We start from the raw sequence: 22,675 nt of genomic DNA on the forward strand, positions 1-22,675 counted from the left end.
GCGCTGAGGCTACCCGCTAAAGTTTGTTTCAATAATGCCGATAGCCTCGCTGAGCCGTCAAATCAATGAGACTCGAAAATAATTTCATTTAGCTTAATCGGGGAAAAAATGAGTATTGCAAGCGATAGCGCAATAGGTGGTGCCAGCGGCCTGATGTCACTTGGTAAGGCTTTCGGATTCTACGTTGGAGCCATACTGATTTTGATCGCAGGCGCGGCTGTGGCAGGGGCAACCAAGATGCCGATCCTGTATTTCGCCGTATATTTTGTTTGTGGCATCTTCTTGAATCGTACCGTGCTGCGGAATCTGATCACGTTCCATCCGGTTTATAACACGCTACAGAACGTCTTTTCGACCAAGGTCCGCGCGTTGCTGTTCTGGCCAATCTCATACTTGATCCTGATTGGCAAGATTGCAGTCGTCCGCGCAATCTGACCTACGCGCGTTAATGCACGCTCCGGCAGTCTGATTTTCCGACTTGCCGGAGTGACGGCCACTTCAGCGGGTTGCCGTTTATGCGCTGGCGGCGCTGAGTACGACGTAGTCATTCAGTTGGGATGGTATCGAATCGGCTCCCGCTGCTGGACGACCGGCCAGCGTACTACCGCACGTCGCCATAAAAAATAGCTGCTTTTAAGGCCGGAAATGGGATTTTCTCCCAGTCTTTCGCGCGACCGTCGCGCAGACACCGCTGCGCGGTATCAGCCTAACAGTTACCCGTCCCGACCCCCGGCACGTAATGTGAACGAAGGCCCGCGTGTGGGAGCGCGAAATCGCGCTCGCCAAAAATTATCGACGGTTCAACCTCGCTTTGCTGGCGACATCGCTTTGGACGGCATTGTCAGGCCACCGGGTACAGACTGAATGGTTCTGACGGTGTATTGGCATCCTGATCAATTGGCTTTGACATTGGTTTCGGCGAGACTCCAGCATTGCCATATCGCGAAGCGCGCCTTGGCTTCGATTCGGTAACGCTCGTCATCAGAGCGCTGTATCAGGACATGGGGCAATGGGTCGTCAACGGAACGCAACCTCCCGATAATCAGGTTCCCCGGATCGACAACGGCACCCTCGTACGGTCGGAACAGGTCAGCTTTACGGCCATTCCGGGAATCAAATAATCGCCCGATCAAACGTTGATTTCATTGCTGCTCAACGCCGTGCGTAGCCAGATCGCCGCCTTGCCGGATTGCGCCGCGGTGTTCCAGATGAGATCAGTACCCACGGTCCATTCGGTAAACGGATAGGCCTCGAGCCGCAACTCGACCAGTTCGCCCGACGCGAGCTTGTTCGCGATCAGCCTTTTAGGCAGCGTCACCCATCCCAGGCCGTCGCTGGCGGCCTCCAGCAGCATCAGATAACTTTCGACAAACCAGCAACGTGGCGCCTTCAGATACTCGCCCGTTGGCAGTTTGCGCCCATGCTTCACCACGATCTGCCGATAGTCGCTGAGTTGGGCGAAGCTGATGCCGGTCGATTTCGCAAGAGGATGATCGCGATGCACCGCGTGAGTCAGATTGATATGACCCAGCCGGCGAAAGGCGATTTCGCTCGGATATTGCGACTGCGCGAACGTCAACCCGAGCATGACCTCGCCGCACTGAACGGCGTGCAGGATGTCGCCTTGCGACGGATGCTGGATCTCCAGTTCAAGATCGGGAAACTCAGCCTCGAAACGTCTCAGGCTGCCGGCGATCGCAGCGTAGGGAATCGCATCGTCGACGGCTATCACGAGGCGCGGCTCGACGTCGCGGTTCAGATTGTTCGCACGGCCTTGCAACGACGCGCAGTGCAGCAGCACGGCTTCGGCCTCGCACATGAGCGCCTGCCCTTCGGGGGATAGCACGGGATATCGCCCCGAGCGGTCGAACAGCGTCACGCCGAGATCGACTTCCAGATTGATCACCGCCGTACTGACAGCCGACTGGGCTTTGCGTAAGCGCCGCGCGGCTGCGGAAAACGAGCGTTCCTGCGCAGTCGTGACGAAAGCTTCAAGTTGTTCAAAAGAAAAGCGCATGTCGTCTCTATCTAAAAAGCAGATGGGTCCCGATTTTACGGTTCTTTTTGCACCCGCCAAGCTGCGATCGATCTGACGGCGACCACCCGATCGCACGTCTGCCCGCTTAAATGTATGAAGGAACGAGTAATGACACATACCCTGCTGCGCGCCGACTACGTCGCGCCGATGACAGAAGACAACGCGGTCATCGTCGACGGTGCGGTGGTGATCGACGCCACCGGCAAGATTGTTGCGGTTGGTGACGGCGAGACCCTGCAGCGCGAGTATTCCGATGCTTCGGTACGACGTCTTCACGATCGATTGCTGATGCCCGGGCTGATCAACGCCCATTGCCATTCCGGCTTGTTGCGCGGCACGGCAGAGGGTTTGCCGGTGTGGGACTGGCTGCAACAGTTCATCGATCCGATGCACCGCGTACTGAATGCCGAGGAGGCCGAGGCCGCCTCCTGGTTGTGTTACGCCGAGGCGCTGCTATCGGGTAGCACGACGATCGTCGATATGTGGCGCTTCATGGACGGGGGCGCCCGCGCGGCCGAGGAATTGGGAATCCGGGCGGTGCTGGTCCCGTACGTTGCCGAACACCCCGATCACGATTACTTCGAAACGCTGGATACCAATGAGGCCTTGATCCGTCAGTGGCACGGCAGAGCTAACGGCCGTATCCAGACATGGGTTGGACTGGAGCATATGTTCTATGCGGTGCCCGAAGCGTGGAAGCGCGCCGTCGCCATCACTCATGAATATGGCGTCGGGCTGCACACCCATAGCAACGAAAGCCGGTTTGACGTGGAAGAGACGCAGCGGCGCTATGGCGTGCGTCCTGTCGAAGCACTCGAAAAATTCGGTCTGCTCGACGCGCATCGAGTGCTGCTCGCGCATTGCGTGTGGCTGGACGATCGTGAGATCGCGTTGCTCGCGCAGCGCGGCGTGGGCGTGGCGCACAATCCCGTCAGCAATATGAAGCTGGCTAGCGGCGCGGCGCCTGTCGAGGCACTTCTTGCGGCCGGAGTAGCGGTCGCGCTTGGTTCGGACGGCGAGAAGGAAAACAACAATCTCGACATTTTCGAGGAAATGAAAGTCGCCTCACTGCTGGCCAAGCTGTCGAAGCTCGACGCGTCGGCGCTGGACAGTTGGGCCGTCTGCCGGATGGCCACAAGCATGGGTGCGCGTGCACTGGGCCTGGATCGCGTCACCGGAACACTCGAAGCAGGAAAGTCCGCCGACCTGATCGCGGTGCGAACCGACACGCCCAGAATGACGCCGCTGCTCACGGGACCGTTGCTCAATCTTCACCACAACGTAGTACACGCGGTGCAGGGCGGGGATGTCGATCTGACGATGGTGGACGGCCGCATCCTCGTCGACAACGGGCAATTGCAAAGTGCGGACCTGCGTACGCTGATCGATCGTGTCAATCGGCTCACGCCGGGTCTCTTCGAGCGCCGCAGCCGATGGCTTGCAAGCTACGGTGCCGTCAATGCGCTCGGCCGCACAGCAGACGCTCGATGAACGCAAAGTCAAGGAATGCGATGACGCAGGTATTGAACTGACGCAACGCCTCAGCGCATGGGCGACCATTGCCGACGAATAGCCGCGACGGCGTGGGAAATGCTTAAGCTGAGCATTTGCATCGACTGGCCGATACGGACTTCTTCGTCAGTAAGTCGGCGGCGTCACCGCACTAATGATCTCGGCATCGGAATCGCCGACATTGCGAAAACGATGTGGCTCCTGGCTATCGAAGTAGTAGCCGTCGCCGGTGCGCAATACCTTCGTCTCGACGCCGACAGTCACCTCGACTTCGCCGCGCAGAACGATACCGGCTTCCTGCGCGCGATGCGAGAATGCTTCGCCCGTATCGGCACCTGACTTGTAGGTTTCCCGGAGCATGAGAATCGCGCGGTTCGGGTGATTGACACCGAGCATCCGATACGAAATGGAATCGGTGTCGCCGATTTCCACCAGATCGGCCGCCGAGTAAAACGGGGAATACGGCAGCGTTGTCTGAAGTCCGTCGAAAAAGCCGACTAGCGTCGTTCCCAACGCATCCAGCATCGCCGAAAGCGTGTCGACGGCCGGACTGGTCTTGTCCCGCTCGATCAGCGAAATCGTGGCGTGGGACACCCCGGAGCGGGCCGCGAGCTCCCGCACGGTGAGTTTTCTGCGGTTGCGTAACTGCTTCAGGTGCGGGCCTAGTTGCGGCATGTCGGATCTCCTTTCGTCAGCGCAGCATTCTACTGTCGTGCGTGCTCTACGAGAGGAGTTACATCTGCGAGAAGGCCGTGGTGCCGCGGCCATCTCCGTGCACGGTGCGGACTTTGCACCGTGCCGTCCTAGGCTATCGAATTGCGTTCGGGGTCCTGCCCTGAACCGACAGAGTAGTCTCGCTGCGCCGTTGCAGATAAAGCCCCGTCGCCACCAGAATCGCCGTCAGCACGGCCGTCGACGCCAGTTCGCCGCGGAATCCCGGGAAAATCGCCATGGTCACGAACACGCCCAAAATAAAGACGATCGTCAGAATGGTCAGGTACGGAAAGAACCACATCTTGACTTCGAGCGGCTTGCCTTGCGCGAGCAGTTCCCGTCGCATGAACAGTTGCGTCACCGCGATCACGAGGTACATCAACAGGGCAATCGCGCCGCTCGTGGCGAGCAGGAATTCGAACAGCGCCTTGGGCAGCAGGTAATTCGCGGCGAGTGCGGCGAGCGCGACGGCAGCCGTGCAGTAGATCGCATAACGCGGCACGCCTCGCCGGCTTGTGTTCGCGAGGAGGGCGGGGGCGTCGCCGCGCGTCGACAGCGAATACACCATCCGCGATGCCGTGTAGATCGCCGAATTGAGGCAACTGACGACGGCAACGAGTACCACCACGCTCATGATCTGCGGTGCGCCGGGGATGTTCATCGCGCTGAGCGCCGCTTGATACGAGCCTTTCAACAGCCCGGGCGCGTCCCAGGGAACGAGGCAGATCACGACCAGCATCGAGCCGATGTAGAACAGCGAGAGCCGCCAGATCACCGCGCGGATCGCCTTCTTGATGTTGCGACGCGGCTCCGCAGATTCGGCGGCCGCGATGGTCACGACTTCAGTGCCCTGGAAGCTGAACATCGCCGTCAGTAACGCCGCGACGACTGCGACGTAGCCCTTGGGGAAGAATCCGCCGTGTCCGAGGAGATTCGACCAGCCGTGCGTCGACGAGAACGGCAGCAGGCCGAAAATCGCGAGCGTGCCCAATATGATGAACAGCACGATCGACGCGACCTTGATGATCGACAGCACGTACTCGAGCTCGCCGAAATTGTCGACGCTCATGCAGTTGGCGGCGACGAGTGCGAGCGTGATCGCGAATGCCGTGATCCACCCCGGCACGCCGAGCCACGAGCCGAGAATGTTGCCCGCGACGATCGCCTCGATGCCGACGACCAGCACATAGAACCACCAATACAGCCACCCGATCGAGAAGCCAGCCCAGCGTCCGAGCGCACGATCGGCATACGACGAAAAAGAGCCTGTTTCAGGGCTCGCGCAGGCCATCTCCCCCAGCATCTGCATGACGAGCACGACGATCAGCGCAGCGGCGACGTACGCAATGATGACGGCGGGCCCGGCCAGCGCGATCGCGGACGACGAACCGACGAAGAGACCGGCGCCGATGACGCCGCCGATAGAGATCATCGTCACTTGGCGGGGCCTCAGGCCGCGTCCTAATTGTCCCGAGGCGGGTTGCTGGGTGGTTTCCATAAGGGGCGATTATCTCGTGTGCGTTGAATTGGAAGGCAGTGTCTTACGCCGTATTCGCCGTTGGAACCCCAGCTGCGTCGTCGTGAAATTATTGTGAACACGCGCTGCACTACAGGGAGTCGGATTCCATGGCAATCCAGCACGATTGATGGTGTGTCGATGGTTTTGTCCCACAGCAGAGAGCTTCCGACATCTATCGACGCGTTCGCCGCCCCCTCCATGCACAGCGATTGTGCAATTTAAGGGTCTTCCCTGCCTGGCCCATCTGTTCAATAAACTTTCCAGGCTTGTGGTCGGTCCTTGCTCCGGCTCATTGCGGTCGCTAGTCTCCGTGTGATTGCAGCACCGCCGTGCCGCCGCGCGCCGTGATTTTTAGCGTCGCGTCGAGCCGAGATGTAGGGCTCGTGCGCGCTCGCACGGCACGGCAACCAGTCATCCTTGATAACGGAGCATGTATGAAGAACCTGGTCGGCGATGTATCCAGCGCCGCACGAATCCTGCCCGATCTCAACGGCGAAGCGTTGTTCGTCGCACGGGGGAAAGGCGCTTATCTCTGGGACAACCAGGGCAGGCGCTACATCGATACGGCGCTGGGCTTCGGCGCGGTCTTGTTGGGCCATGCGCATTCTGCCGTCGGCGCAAGCGTGATCGATGCACTCCATGACGCACCGGCACCTTCCTGGGCGCACGTGCGGGAGCATGCGGCGGCGCGAGAACTTGCCCGGCACACCGGAGAACTGAGCAAGGTGATCTTTAATAATTCGGGAAGTGAAGCGGTGCATCTGGCCTGCCGTGCGGCTCGAGCGTTTACCGGGCGCAACAGGATTGCGAAGATAGCCGCCGGGTTCGACGGCTGGTTCGACGAGCTCACGCTGGGCAACGTCGCAAGCACAGGCGCGGATTTCGAGGATGGTGCGCGTCCTTCCAGCGATCGGATGACGCTGCTTCGGTTCAACGACTTCGACGACGTCGAGCGACTCTTCTCCGAGCACGACGACATCGCCGCAATCGTCATGGAGCCGATGCTGGCCAACGCGGGGTGTCTGATGGCTGCGCCGGGTTATCTCGAGCATGTCGAGACGGTTGCGCGCAAGCATGGCGCGCTGATCATCGCGGATGAGGTGCTGATGGGCTTCCGTCTGCATGCCGGCCTGAGCAGTCAGCGGCAGGGCCTTCGACCGGATCTGGCGACGGTGGGCAAGGCAATCGGGTCCGGCGTGCCGGTGTCGGCCGTGGTCGGGCGTCCCGAAGTGCTCGAAGCGTTCGAGCAGGGCCGCGTGCTGCGAGGCGGCACATTCTCCGGCAACCCGATGGCCTGCGCGGCGTTGACCAGCACGCTGGCAGCGCTCGATGCAGCGGACTACGCGGCGCTGACCGCCGCGGGCGACGATTTGCGTGCGCATATCGTGCGGGTTTTCGCCGGGCAAGGCATCGTCGTTTCGACGAGTGGGTATGGAACGGTTTTCACGATCTGGCCGGTTGCAGCGGCACCGACGACGTATCGCGAAGCACTGCACGCCGCGTCGAAAACGTTCTCGACCGAACTGCACCTGGTGTTGCGCGAACTCGGCGTGCTGGTGATGCCCTCGCCATTCGGTCGGCTGTATGTGTCGTTCGATCACACGGCCGAGGTCATCGACGAGATGAAGGCGATCTTCGCCGCGGCGGCGGTTCGAATGAAAGCGGCGAAACACGCGGAAGTCGCCGCCGTGTAACACGCATGCGGGGCCGCTCAGCAGCGCGGTCCCGCGTGACGTTCTACCAGGCCGCGGCAGCGAGCTCATCGGCGAAAAAGGCGAGGAATGCCTTGACTCTCGGGCTCGGATGTTTTCGATCCGCATGGATCAGATAGATCGACTCGCGCAACGGCAGTTGATAGTCTGCCAGGAGCGGCACGAGTGTACCGCTGGCCAGATCGGCGCCGATGTGGAAATTCGCGAGTCGCACGATACCTTCCCCGGCCAGGGCAAGATCCCGTAGCAGATCGCCTTGCGTGAAGGACGCACGACACTTCACTGGAACGGTGATGACCTCGTCGTTCTGACGGAACGACCAGCTATTCCACGGGCTCGCGAATGCAAAGTTGAAGCAGCGATGATCGAGCAGATCGGCTGGTATCCGTGGCGCGCCGAATTGCTCGATGTAGCGTGGCGAGGCACAGACGATCCATTCGGCTTCACCGAGGCGATGCGCGACGTGCGACGAATTGGGCAGCATGCCGCTGTGGATTGCGATGTCGACGCCTTGTTCGAGCAGGTCGACATATTGGGCGCCGACCTGCATTTCCACCGACAGGTCCGGATATTGTGCGAGAAATGCGGGGAGTCGTCGCAGAATCCGATGCTTGGCGAAGGTCGCCATCGTATGGATGCGCAATACCCCCGTTACGTTCTGCGGCAGCGCCTCGCCCGCTGATTGCGCTGCTGTCATCGCGCGAATCAGATCGCGCGCGGTAGGCTCGTAGGACAAGCCTTCTTCCGTCAGTTGGTGCGCGTGCGGTCCACGGTAGAACAGCCGCACGTCGAGGCGCTGTTCGAGTTGCCCGATCGCCTTGCTGACGGTGGAGGGCGCCAAATCATGGTCGCGGGCTGCGGCGGAGAAGTTGCCGCTGTCGATTGCCCAGACGAAGATCTGAATTTGCGTGTAGAGGTCCATAGCCATCACCCTACACGAGCAGCGCAATAAATTCGAGGCGACCGTTGCCGGTCGCCATCGAGATTAGCGAATGAACTGCTCGATGTAGTTGTCCGGTAGACCGAGCGTCTTGTAGTGCTTGCGTGCGGCTTCGAGCTTGGTAAAGACATCTTCGTAGCCGACCGCGACTCCTTGCGGATCGACATACGTATAGCCGCCGGTTACATGGAACCAGGTGATCATTTCCGACACACCTTCTGGAACGACTAGCGTGTGCGTCTCGCCGGCCGGCTCGTGTGCATATGAGCCTTCCTCGGCGATCCAGTCGTGCTCCAGATACTGCCAGCGACCCTTCAGTACGATGGCGTGGACCGCGCCGGTATGGCGATGACGCGACAGCACGCCAGCCCGACGGACCCGCAGCAGGTTGACGTAGTAGCCGCCGCTCGTCGACAGCAGCAATGGCTTGAACGAAACGCTCTGGGTCACGGGTACCCAGAGTTCATCGTTTTCGAGCCATTTGTCGAGCACGTTCAGGTGCACGAGATCCGGCGACATGTAGGGGACCTGAGGCAATGCGTACGGGATGGCGAGTTCGTCGGGCTTTTGGGCGAACATGAGTGATTACTCCGTGTGAGGACAAGCTGAATTCCGGCGGCCGAACCGTGGCTCGAAAAGTGTTGCTCGATTCAGGATGCTACGCACGGGAGGTTCCGCCGAACAGCGGCACAGCGGCAAAGGGGGTATTCCGGAGTGGAACAGCGGAACAGCGGTACGCCCGCCTTGATTCGTGACGCGGCCTCCACGAATTTCTGCGTGAACTCTTCAGCAACCGGGCGTTCTCGCATCCGCATCCGCATCCGCATCCGCATCCGCATCCGCATCCGCATCCGCATCCGCATCCGCATCCGCATCCGCGTCCGCGTCCGCGTCCCGCGTCGCGCATGCTAAAGGCGAGGGTTGGCCAGCACGTAAAACAGCCCGGCCGAAAGTGCCATCGTGACGGGTAGCGTCACGATCCAGGTCAGAACGATACGCACCAGCATGCCGCGTTGAACCCCCTGACCGCCCACGGCCATCGTCCCCGCAATGCCCGACGTGATGATGTGTGTGGTGCTGACCGGCAGTCCGGTGACCCCCGCCGTTCCGATCAACAGGGAGCCGACCAGTTCCGCGCTGGCGCCCTGGCCGGGCGTCATGTGCTGTTTGCCGATGCGCTCGCCGAGCGTGCGCACGACCCGCTTGTACCCGACCATGGTGCCGATGCCGAGACAAAGTGCGCTCAACATGCGAACCCAGAGCGGCGCGTATTGGACCGGCAGGCTCATCTGTTTAAGAAGATCGGCGGCCTGTTTCTTGTCGGCCGGCGTCGCGGCTTTGACCTCGCCAACGTGTTTCATCTGCGACACCACCTCGTAGATGGCACCGCGCAACTGGGCGCGCGTTGCGCGCTCTGCGCCGCCCGCCTGGTCCCTGGATTGCAACTCCGACGCCTGTTTCTGCAGCGAAGGCCTGGCGTCGCGCAACATTTCAGCCGCTTGCAGCGCGTGCGGTTTGACGTCGTCGCCATACTTTTCGATCAGCGGAATGGCAACTGCGGCGTGGTCGCTCAATTGCGTCAACTGGCCCGTGGCGTCCGGGTTCAGGGCGTACGCGGCGGGCAGCAGTCCGATGATGGTCAGCATGATGAGGCCGATACTTTTCTGGCCATCGTTCGTGCCGTGGGAAAAACTGACCGAGGTGCACGTAAGGATCAGCAGGCCGCGTAACCACCAGACTGGCGGTTGTCCTTCTTTGGGCGGTTCGAACAGGTGTCCACGGCGTATCACCAGCCGCAACAGCCCGTAGAGGCCGCCGGCCAGCAGAAAGCCGAGAACCGGCGACAACGCGAGCCCTTCGAGCACGGTGACGATCTGCTTCCAGTCCACGCCCTGAACCACGCTACGCGACTTCAGCAGCGCATCGGCGATGGCGACACCGATCAACGCCCCGATGATGCAATGCGAGCTGCTGTTGGGAATGCCGAACGCCCACGTCAGCACGTTCCAGAAGAGGGCCGAGGCGAATATCGATACCAGCATGGGCACGGCGGGGGCGCCGTCGGGCGGCGTCAGCACGTCGGGAGGCAGAATTTCGACCAGCGCATAGGCGACGGCGATGCCGCCCACCATCACGCCGATGAAGTTCAACAGGCCCGACCAGATCACCGCTTGCACGGGTTTGAGGGATTGCGTATAGATAACTGTCGCGACGGCATTCGAGGTGTCGTGAAAGCCATTGGTCGCTTCGAATACCAGGACCATGACGAGGCACACCACCAGCATGCCGACGACGATACTTGAAGACGGAGTGAAGTGAACGAGCATTCGCGCTGCCGCAGTGTCGGAGGGAAAAATCGCGGATGTCGGCCAGTTGCTCCGTGAATGCGAACACTCGATCGTAAGGCTGCTTCATGAAGCTTTTGTTACGGCGAGGCGACGCCATCAGTAAAATACATTACTGCGCCGGCATGCCCAGGCTTGCATACTCGATGCTGCAAGGCCCGGACGCCGGGCGCTGTGTTCGAAACCTGAAGGAGACACCCGTTGACCACCTTCCTCCTACGTAACGGCGCGCTTCTCGATCCCACCCGTCCTGATCTGCTCGAAGGGCACGAGGTTCTGGTCGAAGACGGGTTTGTGCGCGAAGTGTCCGACAAGCCGATCACGAGCCGCAGCGCACAGGTCATCGACGTGAAAGGCAAAACGATCATGCCGGGCCTGATCGACCTGCATGTGCATGTCGTCGCGATCGAATTCAATCTGCCGCGCGTCGCAACCTTGCCCAATGTGCTGGTGACCCTGCGCGCCGTGCCGATCATGCGAGCGATGCTGCGCCGGGGCTTCACCACCGTGCGCGATGCAGGCGGCGCGGGGTATCCGTTCAAGCAGGCGGTGGAGTCGGGACTCGTCGAAGGTCCGCGGCTCTTCGTATCGGGGCGTGCGCTGAGCCAGACCGGCGGTCACGCGGACACGCGCGCGCGCACCGACTATATGCCGCCCGACGCCCCTTGCGGATGCTGCGTGCGGGTCGGCGCGCTGGGCCGCGTCGCGGACGGGGTCGACGAAGTGCGCCGAGCCGTGCGCGAGGAACTGCAGATGGGCGCCGATCAGATCAAGATCATGGCCTCGGGCGGCGTGGCTTCGCCGACCGATCCGGTCGGCGCATTCGGCTACTCCGAAGACGAGATCCGCGCGATCGTAGGCGAAGCCCAGGGCCGCGGCACCTATGTGCTGGCACATGCCTATACGCCGGCGGCGATCGCCCGCGCAGTGCGCTGCGGCGTGCGCACGATCGAACACGGCAATCTGATCGACGACGAAACGGCGCGCCTCGTGGCCGAGCACGGCGCGTACGTCGTGCCGACGCTCGTCACCTACGACGCGCTCGCCAGCGAAGGCGAAAAATACGGCTTGCCGCCCGCCAGCATCGCCAAGATCGCGGACGTGCATGGCGCCGGTCTGCAATCGATCGAAATCATGAGGCGCGCCGGAGTCAAGATGGGCTTCGGCACCGATCTGCTCGGCGAAGCGCAGCGCCTGCAAAGCGACGAGTTCAGGATTCTCGCGGAGGTCATGTCGCCGGCCGAGGTGATCGCGAGCGCAACCCTCATCGGCGCCGAGGTACTCGGTATGCAGGACAAGCTCGGCCGGATCATGCCGGGCGCCCACGCCGATCTGCTGGTGGTGGATGGCAATCCGCTGAAGTCCGTCGATTGCCTGCTCGGCCAGGGCGAGCATATTCCGCTTGTCATGAAAGACGGCCGGCTATTCGTCAACGAACTGGACAGCGCCTGACCGACCGTGACGCACCGTATGACCTCGCATCCGTAGTAGCCCAATGTCCCTACTGGAGCCCGTTCATGTCGATGATTGCCGCCCGTATCGAGCGCTTGCCGTTTTCAGGTTTCCACCGCCGTCTGCTGCTGATGGGCGGCCTCGGCTACACCTTCGACGCGATGGACGCGGCGGTGCTGGCTTTCCTGCTGCCCGTGCTGCGCACCCAATGGGGGCTGACTAGCGTGCAAACGGGTGTGCTGGGAAGCGGCACGTTCATGGGCTATTTCCTCGGCGCGATGCTCGCGGGCATGCTCGGCGATATCATCGGGCGCCGCAAGGTCATGATGTACGCGCTCGTGATTTACTGCGTCGCGTCCGTAGCCAGTGCACTGGCGAACGACTGGGGATTCTTCCTCGCGACACGCATCGTCGCCGGGTTGGGAACGGGTGCTGAAAGCGCGATCGTCGCGCCGTTCCTGTCCGAGTTCGTGGCGCGCCGCTATCGCGGCAGCTTCACGGGGAGCCTCGCGGGGTTCTTCTCCTTCGGTTTCGTGGCGGCGGCGCTGCTCGGCTATCTGGTGATTCCGCTTGCGCCCAATGCGTGGCGCGCCGTCATGCTCATTACCGCGTTGCCGATTCTCATGCTGCTCTGGTGGCGTCGAGCATTACCCGAATCGCCACGCTGGCTCGAAGCGCGCGATCGCCACGCGGAAGCCGACGCGATCGTCACGCAAATGGAGGCGGAGGTGACGCAGGCCGGCGTGCAGCTGGAGCCGCTGCCGCCCGTGCGCGACGCCGCGGTGCCGCTCGCGGCGGGACGGCCATCGATCGTCGCGAACGTCAAAGCGTTGTGGACGGCAAAGCTCGCGCGCGTCACGGCCATGACGTGGCTCATGTGGTTATCCATCACGTTCAGCTACTACGCGTTTTTCACGTGGATTCCGGGCCTGCTGGTGCAGAACGGTATGACGATTACGAGGAGCTTTTCGTATTCGCTCGTGATCTATATCGCGCAGATCCCCGGCTATTTTTCCGGAGCGTGGCTCAACGAGAAAATCGGCCGGCAGGCAACCATCGCCACTTACATGATCCTCGGCGGCGTATCGGCGCTAGGGCTTGCGTTGACGGGCACGGACACCGGCATCATGGTGTCCGGCATTCTGCTGTCGTTCTTCATGAACGGCACTTATGCTGGCGTTTACGCGTATACGCCGGAGGTTTTTCCCACCGACGTGCGCGCCACGGGGACGGGGCTCGCCTCGTCGATTGGCCGACTTGGCGCGATTGCCGCACCGATTCTCGTCGGCTACGTTTATCCGCGGCTCGGTTTCGGCGGAGTCTTCGGCGCGACGACCCTGGTGCTGCTGATCGGCGCGCTGGCGGTGCTCATCATGGGCGTGCCGACGCGCGGAAGGTCGCTGGAAGACATCGCCGCAGGACAAGTCGAGCAGTAAAAAGCACTCCGCTGCCACACCGTATCAGCCGACCCCAACTTCCTTGAGCCGCCCGCGAAAGCGGGCGCACCAACGGACGCACCACGGACGCACAACGGACGCATCAGCGGGCGCACAAGCCCGCAGCACAAGCGTTCCGCCCCTCGCACGTCGTTCGACAAAAGTGCCATTGAATCTCCTTTTTGTGTAGGGACTCGCGTTCCGTCCTCCCCTATTCTTACCCCATCGAGACGACCCGTTGCCGCCGGAGCCTTCAGCCGGCCGCGACGACGACTCATCCACAGGAGAGGATGTTGACCAAGAAAGTCCCGCTCAAGATCGCGATCGCTGAGCATCCGCATACGTCGGCCATTCGTAACGGCTCCATTCCCATCGAAGGGGTGGACGCCGAATTCATCACCGTACAGCCGCAGATCGGCGCGTTTCGCCGGATGGTGCGCGACGTCGAATTCGACGTGTGCGAGTTGGCACCGACTACCTACATCATCGCCCGCGCCTATGGTGCGCCGTTCGTCGGTCTGCCGGTTTTCGTCGTGCGTCGTTTTCACCATGGCGGTCTGCTGGTGCGCCCGGACGCAGGCATCAAGACCCCGAAGGATCTCGAAGGCAAGAAGGTCGGTGTGCGCGCCTATTCGGTGACGACCGGCGTGTGGACGCGTCAGGTGCTGATCGACGAATTCGGTCTCGATTCGTCCAAGGTCACCTGGGTGGTCGACGACGAAGAACACGTCACGCAACTCAAGCTGCCGTCGAACGTCGTGCATGCGCCGGCGGGCAGTTCGCTGGCGGAGATGATGGCGTCGGGCGAATTGTCGGCGGGTTTTGCGGCTGCAGCAGGCATCGGCCGCACCGGCGCGCCGACCGGCGGCTGGAAGGAAGTCGAGGCCGACTATCCCGATCTGTTGCCTGACGCGACCGAACGCGAAGCGGAGTATTTCGCCCGCACCGGCGTTTATCCGATGCACGGCACCATTGTCGTCAAGGACTCGGTGCTCGCGGAACACCCGTGGATCGCGAAGTCGATTTACGACGCCTTCGCGCAGGCCAAGAAGGAGTGGCTGGTGCGTCTCGATGCCGGCGAAGCCACTAGCGCGAGCGACAAGAAGTATCTCGAACTGCGCAAGATCGTCGGACACGATCCGCTGCCGTACGGTCTGCGGGAAAACCTCAAGACGATTGAAACCCTGGAAGCCACCGCGTTCAGGCAAGGCCTCACGCCGCGCCGCATGTCGATTCAGGAATTGTTCGTGGACCCGACACGCTAACTCTGGTGAAGAAGACAAACCATGATTATTGATTGCCACGGCCATTTCACCACCGTCCCCGCTTCGTTTCGCGCCTGGCGCGCCAGGCAGGTGGAGTTTGCCAACGACCCGGCCAACGCACCGTCACGCGACGGCGCTCAGGTGAGCGACGACGAAATTCGTGAAGCGATGGTCAACGGCCAGCTCAAGCTGCAACGCGAACGAGGTAGCGACCTGACGCTGTTCTCGCCGATCGCCGGCCTGATGAGCCATCACCTGGGCAATGAGCGCACCAGCCTGGAATGGGCCGAAGTCTCCAACGACCTCGTGTATCGCGTCACCGAACTTTATCCGGACAACTTCGCGCCGGTCTGCCAGTTGCCGCAATCGCCGGGCGCTGCGCCCGCGAATTCGATTCCCGAGTTGCGGCGCTGCGTCGAGCAGATGGGCTTCGTGGGTTGCAACCTGAACCCGGACCCGAGCGGTGGTTACTGGACCGGCAAGCCGATGACCGATCGCGAGTGGTATCCGGTCTACGAAGCGCTGGTCGATCTGGATGTGCCCGCGATGATTCACGTGGCCGCTTCGTGCAATCCGTGTTTTCACGGCACCGGCGCTCACTATCTCAACGCCGACACCTCAGTGTTCATGCAGCTGTTGCAGTCCGACGTGTTCAAGGATTTTCCGACGCTGCGCCTCGTGATTCCGCACGGCGGCGGCGCGGTGCCTTATCACTGGGGTCGCTATCGCGGCATGTCGCTGGAGATGTGCGAGCGGCCGCTCGAAGGGATGCTCAACAACGTCTTCTTCGACTCCTGCGTCTATCACCAGCCGGGCGTCGAACTGCTGACCAAGGTCATCCCCGCCGACAACGTGCTGTTCGGCTCGGAAATGATCGGTGCTGTGCGCGGCAAGGATCCGGCGACCGGCCAGTATTTCGACGACACCAAGCGCTATATCGACGCATGTACGGCGCTGACCGACGAGGACCGCTACAAGATTTTCGAAGGCAATGCGCGGCGCGTCTACCCGCGACTCGATGCGCGCCTGAAAGCGCGCGGCAAATGACCGGCAACGAGCACCCGCACAGAGACCCTCATGACTTCTTCAATCGTTGATATTCACCCGCACATCATCTCCGACGACGAAAGCCGCTATCCGCCCGCGCCGTTGTTCGGCAAACGCTCGGACTGGTCGAAGGAGCGTCCCACCACGGTCGAGACGCTGATCGCGGCGATGGACCAGGCCGGCGTGGCCAGGGCCGCCGTGGTTCATTCTTCGACCACCTACGGTTTCGACAATAGCTATGTCGTCGACGGCTGCGCGAAATACGCGGATCGTCTGGTGGCGGTGGGCTCCGTCGACGTATTGCAGCCGGATGCCCCGGCGCGCATCCGCGAATGGGTCGGGCTGGGTCTCGGCGGCCTGCGCCTGTTCACCGGCGGCAGCACCAAGGAGTTCGACCCGAGCGAGCTCGACGACCCGCGCGCCTTCCCGGCGTGGGAACTGTGCGCCGAACTCGGCCTGCCGATGTGCATCCAGACGGGCCCCATCGGATTGCCGCAAGTCACGGCGCTGGCGCGGCGCTTCCCGAAGGTGGCGATCATCCTCGATCACCTGGGCCGCCCGGAAGTAGCCGATGGCGCGCCTTATACGGCCGCGCGCAGCCTGTTCGATCTGGCGTCGCTCGAGAACATCTATCTGAAGCTCACGCCGCGCATCTTCGGCGACGTGAAGAAGGAAAAGGCCAGCGCGGAAACATTTTTCCCGCGCGTGGTCGAGGCCTTTGGCGCAAAACGGATGGCGTGGGGTTCGAACTACCCGACCTCGCCCGGCACGCTCACGGAGATTCTCGCCACCGCGCAAACCGGTTTGGCATGTCTGAATGACGAAGACCGCGCATGGATCTTCGGCAAGACCGCGCAGCAGTTGTATCCGGCGCTGGCCTGAGCTTGCGTCGTATGCGCCTGCCACCCGCGTTGCATGCGGATGACAGGCACACAGAATCAATCCAACTACAGAGACAGAAGCACATGGAGACAGGCAAATCTGGACGACCAGGCAACGCCGGACGCTGGGCCGTCCTCGCGCTCCTCGCGGTCGGTGTGTTGATCTCCTTCGTCGATCGCACCAGCATTTCTTCCACGCTGGCGGACGCGGGCTTCGTCAAACATTTTGCGCTGACCAACGTGGATCGCGGCTGGATCAACGCAGCGTTCTTCTGGTCGTATGGCCTGTTTCAGGTGCCGATGGGTTGGGTAGCCGACCGCTACGGCGTGAAATGGCCATACGCGGTGAGCTTCGCGCTGTGGTGCGTGGCCACTGCGTTGATGGGCGCAGTGACCGCGCTGGCGAGCCTCGTCGTGATGCGCCTGATCATCGGCATGGCGGAAGCGATTGTGATTCCCGCGAGCTACCGCTGGATTCGCAACAACTTCGACGAAAGCCAGAACGGTCTTGCCGTCGGCATTCTGGCGATGGGCAACAAGTTCGGTCCTGCGCTCGGTGCACCGGTGGGCGCGTGGTTCATCGTCAACTACTCGTGGCAGATGATGTTCATCGCGACCGGTCTGGTCGGGCTGATCTGGTTGGCGCCGTGGTTGCTGCTGGTGCGCAACGATCTGCCGTCGAAAGCGCAACTCACGGTGGCGAATCGACGCGCGCGCTCGGTCACGCTTGGCAGCATTCTGTCCAGTCCGGTCGTATGGGGCGGCATGATCACCAACTTCTGCTACGGCTACTTCACGTTTTACTGCATGACGTGGATGCCCGCGTATCTGGTCGAGCAACGCAATCTTTCGATTTCGCGCTCGGGGCTTTACACCTTCTTCAGCTTCGCCGGCATCGCGATCGTCGCGGCACTCGCCGGCTGGGCGGCCGACCGGATCATCGCGCGGGGAGCCAATCCGATCCTCGTGCGTAAGGCCTTCACCATCGCCGGCTTCGTGGGCGGCTGCACGGTGCTGCTCGGCGCCTATGCCCATTCGCTCGGGATGGCGCTGTTCTGGAATGTGTTGTCGCTCTCGCTGCTCGGCCTGACCACCGCGAACAACCTGGTGCTGTCGCGTTTGACCTTGATCCCCAAACAGGCGATCGGTCTGGTGACAGGTGTGCAACAGGTGGCCACGAGTCTGGCGGGTGGCGTGGCGGCGAGTCTGTCGGGTTGGCTTCTTCATGTCAGCGGAAGCTACGACCTGCCGATCATGGTGATCCTGGTTTTTCTGCTGATCGGCGCCCTGGCCACGGCGCTCCTGTTCCGTCCCGAATGGGCGCCGAAAGTGACCGAAGCGCAGGGCGAGTGGCGGCGCGCCTAGCAATCACAGCATCAGCCGGCGTGACCGGCTTTGTTGAACACATTAATTTACAGAGAAACCACACATGGCGAAGATTGTATTCGGGATGGCCGTGCCGCACAGCGGCATGCTGGGTCAGGCACCGGAAGACTGGCTGAAGAACGGCGAGCGGGATCGTAACAATCCGGAATTGTGGTTCCGCAATCGGACCTGGACCTACCCGGAACTGGAAGCGCATCGCGAAGCCGCCTTCGAGCCTTTCCTGACGCTCGAGGAACGCACCGCACGTGCTGCTCGCTGCCGCACCGCGCTCGATACGATGGCCGCCGCCTACCGCGCCGCGGACATCGACGTCGCGATCATTCTGGGCAAAGACCAAAAGGAGATCTTCACGGACTTCTCGCCTTCGATCGCCATTTATAGCGGTGCGGACGTGCACAACGGTCCGCCGCAGCGCAGCGTCTACGCGCCGGACCATCACGTTACGCACGAATGCCATCCCAAGCTGGCCAGGTACCTCATCGATCACTTCCAGGGTGAGGGCTTCGATCTGACGGATCTGTTTGCATGGCCCGACAACGTGTGGATGAAGCCGCTGCCCGAGTATCCGGTCGTGCCGCATGCGTATAGCTTCGTCTATCACCAGATCATGGGCGACAACCCGCCGCCGCACGTGCCGGTCATCATGAACTGCTTCTATCCGCCTACGCAGCCCTCGATGTCGCGCTGCATCGAATTCGGCCGCGTGTTGCGCGACGCCATCACGGCGTGGCCCGAAGACGTGCGCGTCGGCATTTTCGCGTCGGGGGGGTTGTCCCACTTCGTCAACGACGAAGAGTTCGATCACAGCATCATCAAGATGCTGGCCGACTACGACTACGACGCCCTCGCCGCGGTGGACGATCGCTCGTACCAGTCGGGCACCTCCGAAATCAAGCTTTACGTGAGCGTGATGAAAGCGGTGCAGGAAACGGGCGCCGAGATGACGCTGGTCGACTACGTGCCCTGCTGGCGCACGCCCGCCGGCACCGGCGAAGGCATGGGATTCATGTACTGGAAAGCCGCCGACTGACCGCGCTTCACACGATCACTGCGGATCACGTCGGCACCCAATCAACGAGAGAGAAAGACCATGAGCGACACTCGCCTGAACAGCATCATTCGCGCGTTCGAATCCGGTAAGCCCGCCTTCACCGCGTTTTCCAAACTGGACAAGCAGAGCGCCATCGAGATGAGCGACGCGCCGTACGACGGCATCGTCTTTGAAATGGAGCACAACCCGTACGACGTATCCGCGCTCGGCGATGCGTTGCAGTACATGCTCAACCGCAAGACGATTGCCGAATCCGGCTCCGTCGCGCCGCGTGTCACGCCGATCGCCCGGATTCCGGCCAATGGCGTGGAAATGAACCAGGCGTTCGCCAAGCAGGTGCTCGATCGCGGTGCGTACGGCGTGGTGTGGCCGCATGTGTCGACGGTGGAGCAGGCTTATAACGCCGTGGCCTCGTGCCGCTACGCCCGGCCGACGAACGCGCCGCTTTACGAGCCCAAGGGCGTACGCGGCGACGGTCCCGCCACGGCGGCGCGTTACTGGGGCTTGAGCATGGCCGACTACTACAGGAAAGCAGACGTGTGGCCGCTCGCTCCGCAAGGTGAAATCCTGGTCGGGCTGATGTGCGAAAGCACCGAGGCGATCGAAAACCTCGACGACATTCTGGCGAATGTGCCCGGCATCGGTTTCATCCTGATCGGCGAGGGCGATCTCAGCCAGCAGCTGGGTTATCCGCGCGACTACGAGCATCCGGTCGTGATCGATGCGATGCGTCAGATCGTCGAGACCTGCCACAAACACAAGGTGGTGGTCGGCAATCCGCACACCACGGCGAAGAATCACGAGCGACTCATCAAGGAAGGCTACCGCTTCCTGATGTCGGCGCCGCAACGCAGCTATGGCGTGGTCGGAGCAGCGCGCGAGATGGCGGGGTACTAAATGAACGGAGCCGAAAGCCTCGTCCAGACGCTCACCGATCAGGGCGTGGACATCTGTTTCGCGAATCCCGGCACGTCGGAGATGCATTTTCTCAAGGCGCTTGAAAATCCGCGCATGCGCAGCGTCCTGTGTCTTTTCGAGGGCGTGTGCACGGGGGCGGCCGACGGCTATTACCGGATGAAGGGCACGCCGGCTTCCACGCTGCTGCATCTCGGGCCAGGGCTCGCGAATGGCCTGGCCAATATCCACAACGCCAGACGGGCGTCGTCGGGGATGGTCAATATCGTGGGCGAGCATTCGGCGTCGCATCTGAAATACGATCCGCCGCTCACGTCGGACATCGAGGGTCTCGCACGGCCGTTGAGTCACTGGGTCCGCCGCGTCGAGTCGCCGCGCGCAGTGGCCTGGGATGTCGCCACTGCGGTGAGTAAGGCAAGCGAACATCCGGGGCAGATTGCGACGCTCATCCTGCCCGGCGATACGTCGTGGCAGGACGCGGGCGAGCAGGTGGCGCTGCCGCGCGCGGTGGCGGAAAAGAAGGTCCCGGATGCTTCGCGTATCGAACACATTGCGCAGGTGTTGCGTTCCGGCGAGCCGGCGCTCATCGTGCTCGCCGGTCACGCGACGCGTGGCCGCGCGCTCGAACTGGCGGGCAAGCTCAAGGCGGCCACCGGCTGTCGCATCGCAACGCAATTCTTCAGCGCGCGCATCGAGCGCGGCGCCGGGCGCGTGACGCTCGAACGCATTCCCTATGCGGTCGGCCAGGCGGTCGAGTATCTGAAGGGCTTCAGGCACATCATTACCGTGGAGACGACCGAGCCGATCGCTTTCTTCAGCTACCCGGACAAGCCGAGCCTTCTCAAGTCGACGGGTACCAGTGTTCATTCGCTGGTCGAGATTGGCGAAGACAGTGCCGTCGGCCTCGAGATGCTCGTCGAGGCGCTCGGCGCGACGAACACGCCCGCTATGCTCCAGCAACGCTCCGATGCCACGCCGCCGACCGGTGCGCTCGGACCCGCCAGCATCGCGCAGGCGCTGGCCGCTGCGTTGCCCGAAGACTGCATTCTCGTCGACGAATCGCTGACCACAGGACGCGAGACGATGGGACTGACGGTCGGCGCGGCGCGTCACGACCTCATCAACAACATGGGCGGCTCGATCGGTTACGGCACGCCGGTGGCGACCGGCGCGGCGCTCGCGTGTCCCGACCGGCGCGTGTTCTGCATGGTCGGCGACGGCAGCGCGATGTACACCATCCAGTCGCTGTGGACGCAGGCTCGCGAGAACCTGAACATCACGACGATCATTTTCGCCAATAACAGCTACGCGATCCTCAAGGCCGAATACGCCAACATGGGCGCGGGCGCGCCGGGTGAGCGGGCGCTGGCCATGATCGATATCGATCGTCCGCGCATCGACTGGCTCGCCATGGCGAAAAGCATGGGCGTGCCCGCCGTCGCCGTGGAAACAGCCGAAGCGTTTCATCTGGCCATGGCCAACTCGGTGCGCGAGTCCGGCCCGTGTCTGATCGAAGTCAGACTGTAAATCTATTCAAAGCACAAGGACGGATACCTATGACAACGACGCTCACTGAGGTGCCGACGCTGCGCACCAACCTCGCCGACTATCCGGTCACGCAGGCGATGAAGGATGGACGGGTCAAATCGGACCTCGTCAATCTCGACTATCGCGGACCGACGCCGGCGCACAACGGCTTCAAGGCGATGGTGCGCGACAACAAGTTCGACGCGGGCGAACTGGCGATCGTCACCTTCCTGCAGGCCAAGGCCTATGGCAAGCCCTATGTGCTGTTGCCGACGCCGATTTCGGGGCGTTTCCAGCATCATTGCGCGGGCTTCAATGTCGACTTCGGCCAGCTCGATCCGAAGGACATAGAAGGCAAGAAGGTCGGCGTTCGCACGTACACGCAGACGACCGCGCTGTGGATTCGCGGCATTCTGCGCCACGAATACGGTGTCGATCTGGATAAGGTGACGTGGATGACGCTCGGCGACGGACATCTCGCCGAGTATCGCGATCCGAATAATTGCGTGCGCTTGCCGGCCGGTTCGTCGATTCCGCAGATGATGCTCGACGGTGAATTGAGCGCGGCCTTGCTAGGCGAAGATATGCCGAAAGACCCGCGCGTGCGAACGCTCGTGCCCGACGCGCAGGCTGCGGCTAAAGACTGGTTCGCGCGCGAAGGCGTAGTGCCGATCAACCATATGTTCGTGGTGCACGAAGACGTGTCGAAGCATCACCCCGAGGTGGTTCGCGAGCTATACCGCATGATCGTCGAAAGCCGCGCGCAGACCGAAGGCGGCGTGCCCGCCATCTTTCCGCCGATCGGACTCGAGGCGAACCGCAAAGGGATTCAACTGGCGATCGACTGGGCGCTGGATCAGAAGATCATTCCGCATCGCCTGTCGGTCGACGAGTTGTTCGACGAGGTGACGGGTAGTCTGGGCTGAGCATTCGCA

At 62.0% G+C, this 22,675-nt stretch carries 20 protein-coding genes; 14 read left to right on the plus strand and 6 right to left on the minus strand.

The genetic code is table 11. The features are described 5' to 3' along the window. The first annotated feature begins 108 nt into the window (after nucleotides 1–108). The gene (locus tag FQ705_RS08460; protein WP_144139558.1) at nucleotides 109–435 is read left to right on the plus strand and encodes a hypothetical protein; all 327 of its coding nucleotides are present in this window, start codon (nucleotides 109–111) and stop codon (nucleotides 433–435) included. A 694-nt stretch (nucleotides 436–1,129) separates the two neighbouring features. Here the strand turns inward: FQ705_RS08460 and FQ705_RS08465 are convergent. Further along, nucleotides 1,130–2,017 carry a LysR family transcriptional regulator gene (locus FQ705_RS08465; protein WP_144139561.1) on the minus strand — a complete coding sequence of 296 codons (888 nt, stop codon included), beginning with the start codon at nucleotides 2,015–2,017 and terminating at the stop codon, nucleotides 1,130–1,132. A 207-nt stretch (nucleotides 2,018–2,224) separates the two neighbouring features. Here FQ705_RS08465 and FQ705_RS08470 point away from each other — a divergent pair, with 207 nt between their 5' ends. Beyond that, entirely contained in the window at nucleotides 2,225–3,529 is a 1,305-nt protein-coding gene (locus FQ705_RS08470) for an amidohydrolase (protein WP_260854417.1), read from the plus strand. Nucleotides 3,530–3,676: 147 nt separating this feature from the next. On the opposite strand, the gene FQ705_RS08475 is transcribed toward FQ705_RS08470, so the two are convergent. Both FQ705_RS08475 and FQ705_RS08480 read right to left on the minus strand, forming a co-directional pair. After that, nucleotides 3,677–4,225, minus strand: coding sequence for a cupin domain-containing protein (locus FQ705_RS08475; protein WP_144139567.1), 549 nt, complete (start codon nucleotides 4,223–4,225; stop codon nucleotides 3,677–3,679). 133 nt (nucleotides 4,226–4,358) lie between these two features. After that, entirely contained in the window at nucleotides 4,359–5,762 is a 1,404-nt protein-coding gene (locus tag FQ705_RS08480) for an amino acid permease (RefSeq protein WP_144139570.1), read from the minus strand. Nucleotides 5,763–6,217: 455 nt separating this feature from the next. Between FQ705_RS08480 and FQ705_RS08485 the strand changes: the two genes are divergently transcribed. Then, nucleotides 6,218–7,477, plus strand: coding sequence for an aminotransferase class III-fold pyridoxal phosphate-dependent enzyme (locus FQ705_RS08485; RefSeq protein ID WP_144139573.1), 1,260 nt, complete (start codon nucleotides 6,218–6,220; stop codon nucleotides 7,475–7,477). Between the two features lie 43 nt (nucleotides 7,478–7,520). On the opposite strand, the gene FQ705_RS08490 is transcribed toward FQ705_RS08485, so the two are convergent. Together FQ705_RS08490 and FQ705_RS08495 are read right to left on the minus strand one after the other, a co-directional pair. After that, nucleotides 7,521–8,417 (minus strand): LysR family transcriptional regulator, encoded by an 897-nt coding sequence (locus FQ705_RS08490; RefSeq protein ID WP_144139576.1) that lies wholly within the window; start codon nucleotides 8,415–8,417, stop codon nucleotides 7,521–7,523. Nucleotides 8,418–8,480: 63 nt separating this feature from the next. Beyond that, on the minus strand, nucleotides 8,481–9,014 hold the full coding sequence (locus FQ705_RS08495; protein WP_144139579.1) for a 2,4'-dihydroxyacetophenone dioxygenase family protein: 534 nt from the start codon (nucleotides 9,012–9,014) through the stop codon (nucleotides 8,481–8,483). A 135-nt stretch (nucleotides 9,015–9,149) separates the two neighbouring features. Here FQ705_RS08495 and FQ705_RS34020 point away from each other — a divergent pair, with 135 nt between their 5' ends. Continuing rightward, nucleotides 9,150–9,347, plus strand: coding sequence for a hypothetical protein (locus FQ705_RS34020; protein WP_186307812.1), 198 nt, complete (start codon nucleotides 9,150–9,152; stop codon nucleotides 9,345–9,347). Here FQ705_RS34020 and FQ705_RS08505 read toward each other — a convergent pair. Continuing rightward, nucleotides 9,344–10,762, minus strand: coding sequence for an inorganic phosphate transporter (locus tag FQ705_RS08505; protein ID WP_144139581.1), 1,419 nt, complete (start codon nucleotides 10,760–10,762; stop codon nucleotides 9,344–9,346). The genes FQ705_RS34020 and FQ705_RS08505 overlap by 4 nt on opposite strands. A 219-nt stretch (nucleotides 10,763–10,981) precedes the next feature. On the opposite strand from FQ705_RS08505, the gene FQ705_RS08510 reads away from it, so the two are divergent. The 10 genes from FQ705_RS08510 (at nucleotide 10,982) to FQ705_RS08555 (ending at nucleotide 22,666) form a co-directional block, all read left to right on the plus strand. Next, on the plus strand, nucleotides 10,982–12,232 hold the full coding sequence (locus FQ705_RS08510) for a metal-dependent hydrolase family protein (RefSeq protein ID WP_144139584.1): 1,251 nt from the start codon (nucleotides 10,982–10,984) through the stop codon (nucleotides 12,230–12,232). A gap of 65 nt (nucleotides 12,233–12,297) precedes the next feature. Beyond that, nucleotides 12,298–13,668 (plus strand): MFS transporter, encoded by a 1,371-nt coding sequence (locus FQ705_RS08515; RefSeq protein ID WP_144139586.1) that lies wholly within the window; start codon nucleotides 12,298–12,300, stop codon nucleotides 13,666–13,668. Between the two features lie 290 nt (nucleotides 13,669–13,958). Further along, nucleotides 13,959–14,933, plus strand: a complete 975-nt coding sequence (locus FQ705_RS08520; RefSeq protein WP_144139589.1) for an ABC transporter substrate-binding protein — start codon at nucleotides 13,959–13,961, stop codon at nucleotides 14,931–14,933. 21 nt (nucleotides 14,934–14,954) lie between these two features. Continuing rightward, on the plus strand, nucleotides 14,955–15,980 hold the full coding sequence (locus FQ705_RS08525; RefSeq protein WP_144139591.1) for an amidohydrolase family protein: 1,026 nt from the start codon (nucleotides 14,955–14,957) through the stop codon (nucleotides 15,978–15,980). 30 nt (nucleotides 15,981–16,010) lie between these two features. After that, nucleotides 16,011–16,862 (plus strand): amidohydrolase family protein, encoded by an 852-nt coding sequence (locus FQ705_RS08530; RefSeq protein WP_144139594.1) that lies wholly within the window; start codon nucleotides 16,011–16,013, stop codon nucleotides 16,860–16,862. An 83-nt stretch (nucleotides 16,863–16,945) separates the two neighbouring features. Continuing rightward, a complete protein-coding gene (locus FQ705_RS08535) occupies nucleotides 16,946–18,226 on the plus strand; it encodes an MFS transporter (RefSeq protein WP_144139597.1) in 1,281 nt (426 codons plus the stop codon). A 64-nt stretch (nucleotides 18,227–18,290) separates the two neighbouring features. Continuing rightward, complete coding sequence (locus FQ705_RS08540) at nucleotides 18,291–19,277, plus strand: protocatechuate 3,4-dioxygenase (protein ID WP_144139600.1); 987 nt, start codon at nucleotides 18,291–18,293, stop codon at nucleotides 19,275–19,277. A 60-nt stretch (nucleotides 19,278–19,337) separates the two neighbouring features. Continuing rightward, nucleotides 19,338–20,195: an HpcH/HpaI aldolase family protein gene (locus FQ705_RS08545; RefSeq protein WP_144139603.1), complete on the plus strand. Its 858-nt coding sequence runs from the start codon at nucleotides 19,338–19,340 to the stop codon at nucleotides 20,193–20,195. After that, nucleotides 20,196–21,740 (plus strand): acetolactate synthase large subunit, encoded by a 1,545-nt coding sequence (locus FQ705_RS08550; protein ID WP_144139606.1) that lies wholly within the window; start codon nucleotides 20,196–20,198, stop codon nucleotides 21,738–21,740. A 29-nt stretch (nucleotides 21,741–21,769) separates the two neighbouring features. Further along, the gene (locus FQ705_RS08555) at nucleotides 21,770–22,666 is read left to right on the plus strand and encodes a phosphate ABC transporter substrate-binding protein (RefSeq protein ID WP_144139609.1); all 897 of its coding nucleotides are present in this window, start codon (nucleotides 21,770–21,772) and stop codon (nucleotides 22,664–22,666) included. The last annotated feature ends 9 nt before the right edge of the window (nucleotides 22,667–22,675 follow it).

The organism is Paraburkholderia sp. BCC1884 (genome assembly GCF_900996225.1).
In the GTDB taxonomy this organism is placed as follows: Bacteria; Pseudomonadota; Gammaproteobacteria; order Burkholderiales; family Burkholderiaceae; genus Paraburkholderia.